General features: G+C 46.0%; 13 protein-coding genes and 1 tRNA gene. 11 read left to right on the top strand and 3 right to left on the bottom strand.

What is annotated here, in order from left to right:
* The first annotated feature begins 134 nt into the window (after nt 1-134).
* Complete coding sequence (locus VX730_02340) at nt 135-962, top strand: hypothetical protein (protein MEC9291218.1); 828 nt, start codon at nt 135-137, stop codon at nt 960-962.
* 54 nt (nt 963-1016) lie between these two features.
* Here the strand turns inward: VX730_02340 and VX730_02335 are convergent, their stop codons facing one another.
* Nucleotides 1017-2765: a trypsin-like peptidase domain-containing protein gene (locus VX730_02335; protein ID MEC9291217.1), complete on the bottom strand. Its 1749-nt coding sequence runs from the start codon at nt 2763-2765 to the stop codon at nt 1017-1019.
* Nucleotides 2766-2900: 135 nt separating this feature from the next.
* On the bottom strand, nt 2901-3620 hold the full coding sequence (locus VX730_02330; GenBank protein MEC9291216.1) for an FkbM family methyltransferase: 720 nt from the start codon (nt 3618-3620) through the stop codon (nt 2901-2903).
* Nucleotides 3621-3723: 103 nt separating this feature from the next.
* On the opposite strand from VX730_02330, the gene VX730_02325 reads away from it, so the two are divergent.
* Nucleotides 3724-3800: transfer RNA gene (locus VX730_02325), tRNA-Met, on the top strand.
* Nucleotides 3801-4020: 220 nt separating this feature from the next.
* Here the strand turns inward: VX730_02325 and VX730_02320 are convergent.
* On the bottom strand, nt 4021-4170 hold the full coding sequence (locus VX730_02320) for a hypothetical protein (protein ID MEC9291215.1): 150 nt from the start codon (nt 4168-4170) through the stop codon (nt 4021-4023).
* Nucleotides 4171-4319: 149 nt separating this feature from the next.
* On the opposite strand from VX730_02320, the gene proS reads away from it, so the two are divergent.
* The 9 genes from proS (at nt 4320) to dnaE (ending at nt 14108) form a co-directional block, all read left to right on the top strand.
* Nucleotides 4320-5576 carry a proline--tRNA ligase gene (gene proS, locus VX730_02315; protein MEC9291214.1) on the top strand — a complete coding sequence of 419 codons (1257 nt, stop codon included), beginning with the start codon at nt 4320-4322 and terminating at the stop codon, nt 5574-5576.
* A gap of 98 nt (nt 5577-5674) precedes the next feature.
* On the top strand, nt 5675-6106 hold the full coding sequence (locus VX730_02310; protein MEC9291213.1) for a hypothetical protein: 432 nt from the start codon (nt 5675-5677) through the stop codon (nt 6104-6106).
* Between the two features lie 119 nt (nt 6107-6225).
* Complete coding sequence (locus VX730_02305) at nt 6226-6849, top strand: hypothetical protein (GenBank protein MEC9291212.1); 624 nt, start codon at nt 6226-6228, stop codon at nt 6847-6849.
* Between the two features lie 76 nt (nt 6850-6925).
* Nucleotides 6926-8167, top strand: coding sequence for a lipoprotein-releasing ABC transporter permease subunit (locus VX730_02300; GenBank protein MEC9291211.1), 1242 nt, complete (start codon nt 6926-6928; stop codon nt 8165-8167).
* Complete coding sequence (locus VX730_02295) at nt 8164-8844, top strand: ABC transporter ATP-binding protein (protein MEC9291210.1); 681 nt, start codon at nt 8164-8166, stop codon at nt 8842-8844. Before VX730_02300 ends, VX730_02295 begins: the two co-directional genes overlap by 4 nt.
* Before the next feature lie 94 nt (nt 8845-8938).
* Nucleotides 8939-9424, top strand: coding sequence for an NUDIX domain-containing protein (locus tag VX730_02290; GenBank protein ID MEC9291209.1), 486 nt, complete (start codon nt 8939-8941; stop codon nt 9422-9424).
* Between the two features lie 146 nt (nt 9425-9570).
* On the top strand, nt 9571-10062 hold the full coding sequence (locus VX730_02285; GenBank protein MEC9291208.1) for an NUDIX hydrolase: 492 nt from the start codon (nt 9571-9573) through the stop codon (nt 10060-10062).
* 2 nt (nt 10063-10064) lie between these two features.
* Nucleotides 10065-10514: an NUDIX domain-containing protein gene (locus VX730_02280; GenBank protein MEC9291207.1), complete on the top strand. Its 450-nt coding sequence runs from the start codon at nt 10065-10067 to the stop codon at nt 10512-10514.
* Between the two features lie 90 nt (nt 10515-10604).
* On the top strand, nt 10605-14108 hold the full coding sequence (dnaE, locus tag VX730_02275; protein ID MEC9291206.1) for a DNA polymerase III subunit alpha: 3504 nt from the start codon (nt 10605-10607) through the stop codon (nt 14106-14108).
* Nucleotides 14109-14269: the final 161 nt, after the last annotated feature.

Genomic DNA, 14269 nt, shown 5'->3' with positions numbered 1-14269 from the left:
ATAATATACACCTCTCTAGGTAAGGATGATACAGAATGTTGTCAAGCACCCATCTTAAAAAAATCAGATCTTTCATTGCTTTTACTCTTTTTGCGAGTGTTTTTTTGCACTTAGAGGCAAATGCTCTGTCAAAAGTGGTCTTTGTAGATGATAAGAGTAATGAAATTGAAATGAATATTGACCACACAGGGAATGTGCACTTGGTGAATACACCTGTGGCTGGTGATTTTTACTATAAGAAATCTTCAGAGGAGTTTATTTTCCGTTTAGAGGGTATGGAGCAGTTTTATCGTTTGCCTATTTCTAAACTGAAACCAGAAAAAGCGTCGCTCTCTAAAGTAAAGAGTCAAGATCGTCGCATTACAGATACGCAAGTTTGGGATATTTCTTCTAAAGGTAATATATGCGGTATTGTTAAATCGAGTAAGAGTATGGTGAAAGACCTTAAACTTACTTTAGGGGATATGGTTTCTATTAATAATGCTTTTGCTTATATCCTTGGAGAAGACCTTAGAAAGAACCCTTGCCTGAACTACATTATTACAAAAGCAGTGGCAGAGGAAGTTGGCTTTCCAATTTATCTGAGCACCAATCATGGTACAACTCTTCTTAGGGAAGAACGTCTTTTGGAGTATGGTCGCCGTGTGCTTTTACCAAAAGGAGCTATCCTTGCAACAGATGAGGAGATGCAAGATATCTACTTGCATCAATTACCTGAAGCTGCGAGAGATTTGTACATGTCTGTTGGGAATGGAAGAAGCTCTAACCCTAAAATGCGCCTTTCTGCCATTAGAAAATCTATGGCTATGGTAAAAAGTGGTGAGTGGAAGCCAAAAGAAGAAGTGCAAAAATCCTTTAAGGAAGAAATGGAAGAGTTGTCTCGTGCGGCGACACAGACTCCTATCGTGACTCCTGATAAAAGAGAATCACCGAAAACAGGGTTTGGTGGTATTTCTAACTAACCTTATTGTTGATATAAAAAAATAGGCCGCAGATGCGGCCTATTTTTATCGATTTTAGTTACCGGTTGCAGGCGGAGTCCAGTTATCCAGATCCGGTGCTTCGGTATAAGCTTCAGGCTGAGCGTACAGCACAATGTTGTTGCTGTTGTTGCTGATGCCATGCTCTGCGTACAGGGCCTGAAGGTCAGCTTCAGACAGTTCAAGTGCGCTGCCTGTTACGGTTGTTGCCGTAATTTCAGCATTGCGCAGGATCGTGATAGACAGAACGACGGGCTTGCCGCCGGCACCACGAATATACGCTTCCAGAGCATCTGCACGCGCATTCGGTGCGACGCCAACGATGCTGCTCAGATCCAGGCGAGCTTGACCTTGTGCTTTCACGCCAGTGATTGCCCACTGCACGCTACCGTCAACTTTGATTTTGACGATGCGCTGGCGGCCATCAATGACACGACGCGAAGGTGCCAGATTTTCAGAAGTTGTGCTCGGCTCCATGTTCAGGCGATGTGCCGGGCCCATGGCTGCAACATCAGTGATGAGAACACCACCATGTTCGGGTGCATCTTGCAGAGTCCAACCCATCAGGTCATCATAAGCTTCAGCTTCAGGTGCGGTATAGTCCGATTCCCAGACATTACGTACGGGGATGGTCATTTCCACAACTTCAACCGTGCCATCGGCTTGTTCACGCAGAATGCGTGCATGAGCACCAATATTGGGCTCGGCCGACCAGACTTGCATGATGATACGGTTTTGGCTGGTGATCAGCGTGCCGTCAACATGCGTGATGATGTCACCTTCTTGGATGCCAGCTTCAGCTGCAGGTGTGTCAGGCATAACTTTGCTGACCAAAACACCGCCCGGAATATCCATGATTGCGGCTTCCGACTTGGAAATGCCACCGATCTGAATACCGATTTGGTTTACTTGCATTTGACCGTAGCGGTACATGTTGTTCAGGAACAAGCGCACCAGATCACTGCGAACAGCAAAGGCCAGACCGTTGTTTTCACGTTGGCGAGACAGGATTGACGTGTTAATGCCAATCACTTCACCATTTTGGTCAAACAGCGGGCCACCAGAGTTACCCGGGTTTACCGAGGCATCAGTCTGGAGCATCGGCCAAGTGCCAAGAGTCATACGCGAGGTATGGCTCACAGTACCTGTGGTTACCGACCATGTTTGGCTCATTGGGTTACCAACAGCAACAGCGGTTTCGCCAACCTGAACCAGAGTGTGGTCCGTGATGACGGGCGCCCATGCTGCACCATTACAATGGTCCAGTTGAATCAGAGCCAAGTCGAAGTCTTGGGTCTTGTCGCCGGGGTAGCCAATGATGGTTGCGCTGACATTTTCAATCTGCGGCGTACCATCGGTCAGCCAGCCATTGATAAAGCTCACATTCACAAAATCGGCGCCTTCAATCACGTGGTGATTGGTCAGGGCCCAGCAGTTGATGTTATCAATGATAACGCCAGAACCACTCGAGCCTTGCTCGGTAGTTGCGCTGCTGTTTTGCAGATAAATGGTTGCTTCTTCCATGCGGCGAATGCGTTCCAGATAGCCCAGAGAGGGTTCAACGGTGCTTTCGCTCAGTTGGAGCTCAGGGTGCAGCCACATGGTGTAATCAAAGCGCGGCGTGGTGCCACGCAGGCGGTTCAGCATGTCATCAGTTACGTTGGTCCGTGTCGAATGTGCTTCCTGCAAGGTTGCACCAGTCGTCAGGCCGTCAGCATGCAGAGCAAGGGGCGACGTGGTGCCAATTGCCAGTGCAGCAATTGCTGCAAAACGAGTCAGTTTCATTGGAAAACTCCATGAAAAAGGGTGAGATTAAGGAGGAAGAAATCCTCACTTAAATGTAAGACAGATTTATATGATCCCTAAAAGGGTACCATCTGGAAAGTTGTATGCAAAATAAAAACTTTGAAAAAAGTGTATTTATTTAGAAAAGAGGTAATCGTGACGGCTGAGTTGCTTAATGATTTTGTAACCTTTTTCTTCTAAAAAGGCTGTAATTCCGTCTTTATCCCAGCATTCAATAAGCATGTATTTGAAGTTGTAGGTATCAAAGTCGACTCCTTTAAGAACTTCAAGTTCTGCTCCCTCAACGTCAAGAGAGAGAAGGTCTACTGTCTTTGGAGCGTTTGCGTCCTTTAAGAGAGAGGTGAGGGTGTAAGCTTTTGCGCCAAACGTAAAGTTTGTCTCGTGAGACTTCATCACGTTTAAGCCTTTTTGGGCATGTGCTTCAGCGTCATCTCTGCCTGAAAGCTCTTTAGAGATGGTCATTAGGTCGCTATAAATAAGTTCAACAAACTGTTCTTTATAGTCAAACCCTACACATGCTCCGCACACGAAGTGGTTTTTCTCGCTGCGATTACGGACACACTCTAAAAATTTACTTGGGATTGGTTCAATCAGAAGGCCGTTCCAACCTTTATGCTTTTCAAAATGAGCTGTGTTCGCTTGAGTGATGCCATCGTTTGCGCCGAGCTCAACAAAGTAGCCGTTTTCATAATCAATAAACTCAAGGAGCTGTTGATCCAGCTTATTTAGGCTATAGAATTTACCTTTACCAATGCGTTTTAGGTAAAAAGCAAGACGAGGGGGGAAGATATAATCTTCCATCCTTTTCATAAAGACTTTAAAGCGCATCATCATGTGGGCTAGTGTACGCAAGTGAGCGCGCAGGGCAAGAAATAATTTTTTCCCAAAAAAGGGCTTGCCAGAACATAAAATTCATTATAAAAACATCATCACCCGTGGCGGGGTAGCTCAGTTGGTTAGAGCAGCGGAATCATAATCCGAAGGTCGTGAGTTCAAGTCTCTCTCCCGCTACCATAAAAGAAAGCTCCCTATGGTCAGGGGGCTTTCTTTTATTTTATAGGTATATTCCACAAAAAAGAACCCCTGAATCAACAGGGGTCTTCTTTAACAAAATCGCTTCGTGAAAGTTAAATCAACTTCGTATCATGGTGCTGTCCTCCTCTTCAGCAGCGTCGGCCCCGTGGGAATCGTTCCTTTTGGGGGCTGGTTTTCCATTTGAAAGAAGTGATCTCCTTTAGTTGTTGTGGGTGCGTTCCTGGCGAACGGCCGCATTGTGCGCCGCGATCTCCGCCGAGGAAAGTTGGGTTGTTGCGCTTCCGTTCATGAGCCAAAAAGGCAGTTTCTTGGGCGCAGGATTGGGTGTGCTTTGTGCAGTCTGTGCCATAAGTCCACTCCTGTTGAAAACTGAAAACATAGTCGTTGATAAGAAAGGTATGGTTGTGCTCTTGGCTTTTTTCAAGTGCTACCTTGCATTTTTTAGGGGGGAGGGATATTTTAATGGCAATGTTAACCAAATAAAGAAATTTGACCCTTATGAAACTCAGTCAATATTTTATACCAACCCTTCGTGAAAACCCAGCGGATGCGCAGGTTCCAAGCCACCGTCTTATGCTACGTGCGGGTATGCTTCGTCCCGTGGCAAGTGGGGTTTACACGTGGCTTCCCTTTGGGCTGAAGGTACGAGATATTGTTGCAAAGGTTGTGCGTGAAGAAATGGACGCATCAGGCGCAAATGAGATTTTCATGCCGATGGTTCAACCTGCTTCACTTTGGCAGGAAACTGGCCGTTGGGACAAAATGGATGCTGAGCTTTGCCGTATCCAAGACCGTCACGAAAACAACTTCTGCCTTGGCCCAACTCATGAAGAGGTGGTGACAGATGTTGTGCGCCGTAGTGTGAACTCGTACAAACAGCTTCCGGTTATGCTTTATCAGATTCAAAGTAAGTTTCGTGATGAGGTTCGCCCTCGTTTTGGTGTAATGCGTGGTCGTGAGTTTATGATGAAGGACTGCTATAGCTTTGACGTAGACGAAGAAAGCGCAATGAACAGCTACAACACAATGAAGGATGCATACCACCGTATCTTTAAGCGCCTTGGCCTTGATTACCGTGTGGTGAAAGCTGACTCTGGTGCCATTGGTGGTGATCTGAGTGAAGAGTTCCAAGTGATTGCGGAAACTGGTGAAGATGAACTTGTGTTTGATAAAGAGGGCGATTACGCCGTCAACGTTGAAAAGCACGATCCTGAGACATGTGGTGTGCCTGCTGAACGCCTTGAAACAAAGCGTGGTATTGAAGTCGGTAATATCTTTTACTTAGGTGATACGTACTCTAAGCCAATGAAAGCTGTGGTGAAACATAGTGATGGCTCTGAGCGTCCTGCAATTATGGGCTGCTACGGTATTGGTATTTGCCGTACAGTGGCTGCTGCGATTGAGCAGAACCATGATGAGAATGGTATTATCTGGCCAGAAGAAATGGCGCCATACCAGATTGGTCTGATGAACTTACGTGTAAGCGACGAAGCTTGCTCTGAAACAGCTGACAAACTTTACGATAGCTTCCGTGCGCAAGGGTTTGACGTGCTATACGATGATCGTGATGAGCCTGCTGGTGCGAAGTTCACAAGTATGGATTTGATTGGCCTGCCTTGGCAGTGCACAATTGGCCCGCGTGGTGTGAAGGAAGGCAAAGCTGAATGGAAAAACCGTAAGACAGATGAGCGCTTTGAGCTTCCTATCGGTGAGCTTCCAGAAGCCTTGCAAGTCAAAGCAAAAGCGGCAGCATAGTCACACAGCTTTAAGAAGAGGGCGCAAGGGCGCCCTTTTTTGTTGCTCTTATATATTGGTAGTGCCTAAAATATAGGCATTTAATGGAGGGGATTTACATGAAAGCTCTATTTTTAGCGTCAGCGCTGGTACTTGTAACGGCTTCACCTGCTATGGCAGATCGTGTGGCAGAAGTTGGCGTATGGGATTGTGTGATGAACAACGTTGGAGATTCCGAAGATATGGCATATGCCCATAGAGCGCAGAGCACAATTTATACAATAGGGCATGATATCCACTTTAAAGAAGCTGTACCCACGCCAGGCTATTCTGCAACGGTAGAAAGTACGCTGCAGGGTGAGAGGCAGAATTATTACGGTATTCAGTTTGATGTAGAATGGCAAGCGCCAGCGGGTATGGCAGCCATGGTTATTGCAGAAGCAGGTTATAATGTTATGGTGCCCAATGATGTAGAGAGCTTTGCTGTTAAAATCAAAAAGCCATTTAACTATGGGCCTAAAAAAATCGTCTGTTATAAATCTAAGTCATGAAAAAAGGGAGCTGAAAAGCTCCTTTTTATTTGACGGTGTTTTTTCGGTCGTATACAAAGGGTTGATTTTGATCTGTTTTGTATCTTTTTTCATGTTTTCTAACGTAAGGAGTTTGTCTGATGCAGGCGTTCTTAAAGGGCTCTTACTGGGTTGTGCGAGCAATTAATCTCATATTGCTTCTCAGCTTTGGAGCCTTCCTTGTTTTTACTCCTGACGTTGCACAGGATGGCTGGGGATTTTTTAAGATTCTTGGCTTGGTGCTGTTCAACTGGTGGGCCATTACAATATATGCTGTGATGACTGGCGTTCTTCTTGCGACCTGGCGTTATGCTGAAATTGTGAAATTTACGCAAAAAGAAGGACCGGGAGCCTTGCTAGGTGGCTTGGTTGGCGCTACTGCGACAGGCGCTTTTTTGACTCTTGCGCAGTCTAGCGGTGATGTTGATACAATTGGGCAAACCTTTCAGATGTTCACAGGGATGTGGGTTGTGGCTTTGGCTGCTTTGGTTGCACGTTTTACCATTTACTTTCCGCTGAAGAAGGCTTACGAAGACAAGTATACGGATCAGGTGCGTGTTGCGATTGCGCAGCGTGAATCTATGATTTTCTTTGACGCTGATAAGTTGAAAGTCCTTGAGTTTGATGAGCTTGTTAGCTTGGAAAGCCAACTTGATGCTTACGAAAAAACCGCTGAAAAGCAGCAAAAGCGTAAAGATAAAATTGCCGAAGTCATTGGCAAGTAATCGATTTTGAAACCACCCCAGCTTAGGGGGTGGTTTTCTTTTGCCCTAAAACATCCTTTGGCCTATGATGCCCTTTATGAAGAATTTAACGCTCCAACCTCATGTAATCTTACGTTACCTCTCAGCTCGTCGCGGGTTTGTGAAGGTGGTAACAGGCTTTTCTCTTCTTGGTATTTTTCTTGGTGTTGCCGCACTTATTGTTGTGATGAGTGTGATGGCGGGGTTCCGTGAAGAACTACTCAGCCGTATCCTTGGTATGACTGGTCATATTAATGTCAATGTACAAAATATGACAATTGCTGAAGGGAAGGCGGCGCGCGCTGACCTTATGGGCGTAGAGGGCATGACATCTGTGCAAATGTACACGCAAGCGCAGGGTATGGTAGTGCGTGGTGGGAATGTGTCTGGTATCTTGGTACGTGGAATTGACCCGGAGTTCAAATACGGCCAAGAGCTTCTATTTGACTCAATTGTAGAGGGTGATCTTTACCACCTTGCAAAACCAAACACGGTTTCTATTGGTGAGTCTCTTGCGAAAAAACTTGGTGTAGGTGTTGGTGATAGCGTGACGCTGATGTCTCCACGTGGTACACCAACAATCGCTGGCTTTGTGCCACGCATGCAGCGTATGGAAGTTGCGGCTATTTTTGATGTCGGTTTTACACTCTACAACAATGGCTGGATGTTGATGAGCCTTGAGACTGTTGGTAAGTTCTTTGGTGTAGGCGATAAAATTGGCGGTTTTGAAATTCGAGTGACAACACCTGACGAACTGCTTCCGTATGATGAAAAAATTCGTGCGGTGACAGGTGAAGATGTCTTTATTTCTGGTTGGAATACAGTCAATAAACAATTCTTTGAAGCGCTACAGGTGGAGAAAGTGGTGATGTTTGTCATCCTCTCTCTGGTTATTATTGTGGCAGCTTTCAATATTATTACAGGGCAAACCATGCTTGTAGGAAGCAAGCGCAGCGACATCGCAATCCTCAGAACTATGGGCGCGCCGCGTAAAAAGATTCTAGGCATCTTCTTCTGGAACGGCCTTCTACTTGGTGGGGTAGGGACACTTGCAGGTATTGGTGCTGGCCTTGCGATTGCGTATAACTTGCAGAGCATTGTTGCCTTTCTTGAAACCATGCTTGGTGTTTCTATCTTTAGTGGAGAAGCTTACTATCTTACTGAAATTCCTGTCGTTATTGTTTGGGCAGATATTGTGAGTGTGAGCCTTATGAGTATGGTACTTACACTCCTTGCATGCTTGTACCCTGCTTGGCGTGCGGCAAAAACAGATCCTGTGGAGGTGTTACGTAGCCTATGAGTCGTGTTCTAGATATTAAAGCTGTAAGCAAAACATATGGTACAGGTAATGGTGAACTGACTGTGCTTTCTGGTGCTGACCTGATTTTGAACAAAGGTGAGCGTGTGGCGATTGTTGGTCAGAGTGGGAGTGGTAAAAGTACGCTTCTACATATTGCAGGCCTTCTTGATGCGCCAACTGCTGGTGAAGTGATGCTGAACGGTGTTTCAGTGAATGCTTTTTCTGACCGTAAACGCAGTGCTGTGCGTAACAGTACGTTTGGCTTTATTTACCAAACACACCACCTTATGCCTGACTTTACAGCCCTTGAAAATGTGATGATGCCAGCGCGTATTGCAGGTATGAGCCAGAAAGCTGCACTCACACGTGCTCATGAACTTCTTGCAAAAGTTGGTCTTGCGCACCGTTTGGAGCACCGCCCGTCAGAGCTAAGTGGGGGTGAGGGGCAGCGCGTAGCCATTGCACGTGCGCTTATGAATAAGCCTGAAGTTTTGCTTGCTGATGAACCAACAGGAAGTCTAGACCCTGAAAACGCAGATAGCGTATTTGAGCTGTTTGAATCACTTGTAAAAGAAGAGGGGATGGCGCTACTTATGGTGACCCATAACCCTGAGCTTGCTTCAAGATGTGACCGTGTTCTAAATCTTGATCATGGACATTTAACTGAGTCCGTATAATTCTTTTGACGTGAGATTTTATTAGGGGTATTACTGCCTCTTCTATTTTTGAACCTATCTGTCCCTTTTTTACCCAAGCAGAGGAGTTTTGCTTATGTCAGAGACCCCCATTGTATTTGGTGCACAGTTCAGTGCTGCAGTGTGGATTGAAAACAGTCGAGGTGAATTGCTTTTGCAGCAACGCAGCAGCAGTGAACCGAATTTCCCAAACACATGGTGTTTGCCTGGTGGCACAGTTCCTAAGGATGTGAACGCCAGAAGTGTTGTTGTGCATCGTTTGATGGATGAGCTGGGCCTGGGAACCGTGAACGTGCCAGCTGAATCCTTCCGTAAGGATTGGGTGGCTGATGGTTACGGCAATTACGCCAGCTTTACGCTGTTTGTGCTTCGCTTTCCCATGGAACTTGGCGAGTTCCGCTGGCGCGATCATATTATGGTGCCGTCTGTGGGCTTCTTTGATCAAAAATCATTGATTGTCATGAAAGAAGAAGGCTCGTTGCATCCTGCAACGGCTTATGCCGTTGGGGAACTGGTTGAAGGTGAAAGCTGGATGCCACTTTTGAAGAATTATCAAAAGTAAAATGAATCGAAAATTAAGCACGCCTTCGGGCGTGCTTTTGCTTTTCAGTAAGTTCTGAAAACGGAGGCTTCGTTGACAGCATGAGGCATTCCTTGTAGAACAGAGTTGTAAACATATCTGTTTTACTTTTTCCTATGGAGTCTAATATGGCAAAACATCCTGTTGTTATTGGCGCTATGTCGTCTGCTGGCATTTTGATTGGAAACGAAGATGGTAAACTTCTTTTGCAGCTGAGAGGCTTTGATGAAGAAGAGTTTGCTGGGACTTGGTCTTTCCCCGGTGGGCGGATGCTGGATGCGTCTGATCATCCTGATGCTACGGTATTGGTAAAACTGCTAGAAGATCTGGGTTTTTCATCAGATCCTTGGCGTATGGGCATTGTAGATCAAGTGACTGTGGTCAATGGTGTTTATGAACCTGCAAAGCTTACTTTGCTGCGTTATTCTGTTCCGGTTAATTCTGTTGAACTTGGCCGCTATGAACATATGGCACCGGCATGGGGCTTTTTTACTTTTGAAGACGTTGTCATGATGCGTGAAACAGGGCTGTTGCACCCTACCACTGCGTTTGCGGTAGAGCATATTCAGCGTGTAAAAGCAGAGCAGGGCCGTTGCCTTCTGACTGGAGGGCAAGATTAATCATGAATATTTATCCGTTCATTCATGGTCAACGAGCTGGCGCGCTTGTTTGGGTGCGTAACTACGAAGGAAAGGTTCTGTTTCAGTTTCGGGATTCTAACCCTCGCATTTCACCATTGCAGTTTTCGCTTTGGGGCGGTGCTATTGAAGAAGGTGAATCTCCTGAACTGGCAGCATCCCGTGAGCTTTTTGAAGAGCTTGGGATGCAAACAGCAATCAATCCGTTTTCTGATATGCACAAAATGATGGTGACAAGCCAGTATGGTGATGTTCCATCATACCTTTGTGAATTGAGCCGACCTGTAAGTTGGTCCAATTTTAGGGTGTATGAAGGCGCAGGCGCTGCGTTTTTTACGCTGTCAGAGGTACGTGCGCTAGAAGCTACTGGTATTTTGGCCCCCATTGCAAGCCTGTGGGTTGAATATATGGCCAGTAAACAGCTTTTTAGCTGAGTAAATCGAAGCAAAAGAAATGCGCCTATTTTAGGCGCATTTTTCCTTTTTTAATTCACAGAATACGGGGGCTGCGCTACACTGCGGCTTATGAACTCCAGTAACAAAAAGCCATTCATTCATCTTAATGCGCACAGTACGTATTCTCTTCTTGATGGCATGATGCCAACCAAGAAACTTGCTGGCTGGGCTGTGGATAACAATATGCCTGCGCTTGGGGTAACAGACACCAACAATATGTTTGGTGCCATTGATATGAGTTTTGCCTTTAAGGATGCGGGTGTGCAGCCAATTTTTGGCACGCAACTGGGGATTCGTAGGCCGGATCAAGAAGGTTTTTTGAAAGACGCTGGGCGTCTCACTTTTCACGTTCAAAACGAAGAAGGCTGGCGTAATATCTGTATCCTAATCTCTAAGGCATACATTGATAAAGATCCTGCGGAACTTCCAAATATTCCACTCGATGTACTTAAGGCGCACTCAAATGGCTTGCTCTGTATGACAGGTGGTGCACAGATTTCTCCAATCACAGGGCTTGTTGAAGCAGGCCAAGTTGATAAGGCTGAAGCTTTCCTTAAAGAACTTCATGGTATTTTTGATGATCGTCTGTATGTAGAGCTCCAACGTCACGGCCTTGCCCGCGAAGAAATGATGGAGCCACATCTGAGTGAGTGGGCGTACAAGCATGGCCTGCCATTGGTAGCAACAAACGATAGCCGTTTCTTTAAGCCTGAACATTTAGAGCCGTTTGAAGTGATGCTTTCAATTGGTTCGGGAAGTGTGATGAGTGACCCTGAGCGTCCGAAAACAACGCCGCACCATTACCTGAAATCAGCTGAAGAAATGTGTGAACTCTTTGCAGATGTGCCTGAAGCTACCCAGCAAACAAATGTGATTGCTCAGCGCTGTGCATACTGGATGCCTGTTGGCACATATTACATGCCAGCTTGGCCGCGTAAAGACGACGACCCAAGTGTTGAAGACATTATGCGTAATGAAGCCGAGAAAGGCTTCCGCTTCCGTATGGATGAGTACGTTCTTCCGTTTATTGAGAGTGAGGAAGAAAAGAAGAAGACTGAAGCATTTTACCGAGACCGTCTTGAGTTTGAGATTAAAACCATTAACCACATGGGTTACCCAGGGTACTTCCTCATTACCTCTGACTTCATTAGGTGGAGTAAAGAAAACGATATTCCTGTAGGGCCAGGTCGTGGTTCTGGTGCCGGTTCGCTTGTGGCGTATTGCCTGGATATTACCGACGTAGATCCAATCCGTTGGGACCTCTATTTTGAGCGTTTCCTAAACCCTGAACGTGTCAGCCTGCCTGACTTTGATGTCGATTTTTGTCCTGAAGGTCGTGAAGACGTTATTGCGTATGTGCGTGATAAGTACGGTGCGGAAAACGTATCTCAGATTATTACTTTTGGTACCTTGAAAGCGCGTGCTTGTATTCGTGATGTGGGCCGTGTTCTTGAAATGGGCTTTGGTACAGTCAGTGGTATTGCAGGGTTTATTCCGGAAGGTCCTGCGAGTATTCCAATTGAGCAAGCCCTTGTTGAAGAAGAAAAGCTGAAAGACTTGTATGACACAGATGAAGATGTGAAGCTTCTTCTGGATATGGCCATGGACCTTGAGGGCGCTTACCGTCACGCTTCAACACACGCCGCGGGTATTCACATTGCAGATCGCCCAATTAACGCTATTGCTCCACTATTTAAAGATCCTCGCTCAGACATGCAGGTAACAGCTTTTGACTGGGGTAAAGCGGAGGCTGCTGGTCTTGTAAAGTTTGACTTCCTTGGTCTGAAAACGCTGACCGTGGTGAACTACGCCATTAAGGATATTAAAAAGAACCACGGTGTTGAGATTGATCCGCTGAAGATTCCGTTTGAGGATGATCCAACCTTTAAGCTTCTGCAAGATGGCCATACGATTGGCGTATTCCAGGTTGAGTCTCGTGGTATGACAGAATACCTGAAGAAAATTTACCCGGATAAATTCCAGTACCTATCAGATATTATTGCCCTGTACCGCCCGGGTCCGCTGGCCAGTGGCATGGTGGAAGACTTTATTGAGTGTCGTCACGGACGCCAAGAGGCTGTGTATCCACACCCAGCTCTAGAGCCTGTTCTTAAAGAGACATTTGGTGTGCCTGTGTATCAGGAGCAGATTATGAAGATGGCACAGGTGATGGCAGGCTACACGCTTGGTGGAGCTGATATGTTGCGTCGTGCCATGGGTAAAAAGAAACCTGAGGAAATGGAAAAGCAGAAGGCCATTTTCCTTAAAGGCTGTAAAGAAGTTCACGGTGTTGGTGAGAAAGAAGCCTCTGAGATTTTCGCGCTTATGGAAGGTTTCGCAGCCTACGGTTTCAACAAAGCTCACACGATTGCTTATGCCCTTGTGAGTTGGCAAACGGCTTACCTGAAAGCCAATTACCCGCTTGAGTTTATGGCCGCGTCTATGACACTTGATCGCGGTAATAGCGAGAAGGTTCTTAAGTTTAAAGCTGAGCTCCAGCGTATGGATGTGACGCTTCAGCCGCCATGCATTAACCATAGTTCCGTGTTCTTTACGGTTGCTGCGCAGGCTGGCGGTAAAGATAGTGATGGAACAGAACATAAAAACGGTGCGATCCGTTTTGCCCTTGGTGCGATTAAAGGGGTAGGGGACGAAGCTATGCAGGCGCTTGTTGAAGAGCGTGAAAAGAATGGCCCTTACAAAGATATTTATGACTTTGTTGAGCGTCAAAACCCTGAGTTTTGTAACCGCCGTATTGTTGAAGCGCTTGCAAAAGCGGGTGCATTTGATGAAATTTATGATAACCGTGCAGAAGTTGCTGCAAACGTAAATGTTCTGCTTGGTTTGATGCAAAGCACCTTTGAGCAAAAGAACAGTGATCAAACAAACTTATTTGGCCTAGGCGGAGATGATGATAGTGATTCAGTGAGCCTGTCACGCCCTACACTTGAAAAAACAAATCAATGGGATAAGTTTGAAAAGTTAAAGCAAGAGCTTAGCTCTCTTGGTTTCTATCTGAGTTCGCACCCGCTAGAAGCTTATAACGATGTTTTGAAGAATGTAGATGGACTTATTGAGATCTCTACATTGGAAGAAAAAGCAACAGCTGGTGGTGTGATTGTGAAGGTGGCAGGGGTTATTGCTGCTAAGCGTATCCGTAAAACCAAAACAGGTAAACGCATGGCGATTCTTCATCTATCTGACCGTTCTGGGCAGGATGAAATCGCTGTATTCCCAGAGTCTTATGAAGCCTATGCAGATTTGATTGATGCGAACGTGCCTCTGCTTGCGCACTTGAGTGTGGCGCTTGAAGATGACCGTTTGCGTGTCAGTGTGGAGCGTCTAGAAAACCTAGAAGATGTGGCGCAAGGCCCATCTGAGATTGAGATTGTGCTACGTGATGTGGATGCAGCTAAAGTTCTGAAAGAATACATGGAGCCACTGTCATCTGGCCGTACTAAGCCGTTACTTAAAGTGCAGGTACCGGGTAGGGGGCAAGTGCATCTTAAGCTTAATAAGGGTATTAAGGTTACCAAGCCATTCCTTGCCAAAGCAGAAACGCTTGTTCAATAAAAAAGCTCCTGAGATGGGAGCTTTCTTTTTAGATGATGCAAAAATATCAATGTGTTGCGAGCGACTGCTGAAAAAACACCCAAAATTACAAGGAGCTTTCCTTGTGGTTGCGGATGATTTGGAGTATAAAAGATGCGTATAAAAATAAAAAATGAAGCGAT

The sequence above is a fragment of the Pseudomonadota bacterium genome, assembly GCA_036141575.1.
Lineage (GTDB): Bacteria > Pseudomonadota > Alphaproteobacteria > UBA2136 > JAPKEQ01 > JAPKEQ01.
Note: the sequence above shows the minus strand (reverse complement) of the source record. Positions and strands in the feature narration are given on the sequence as shown.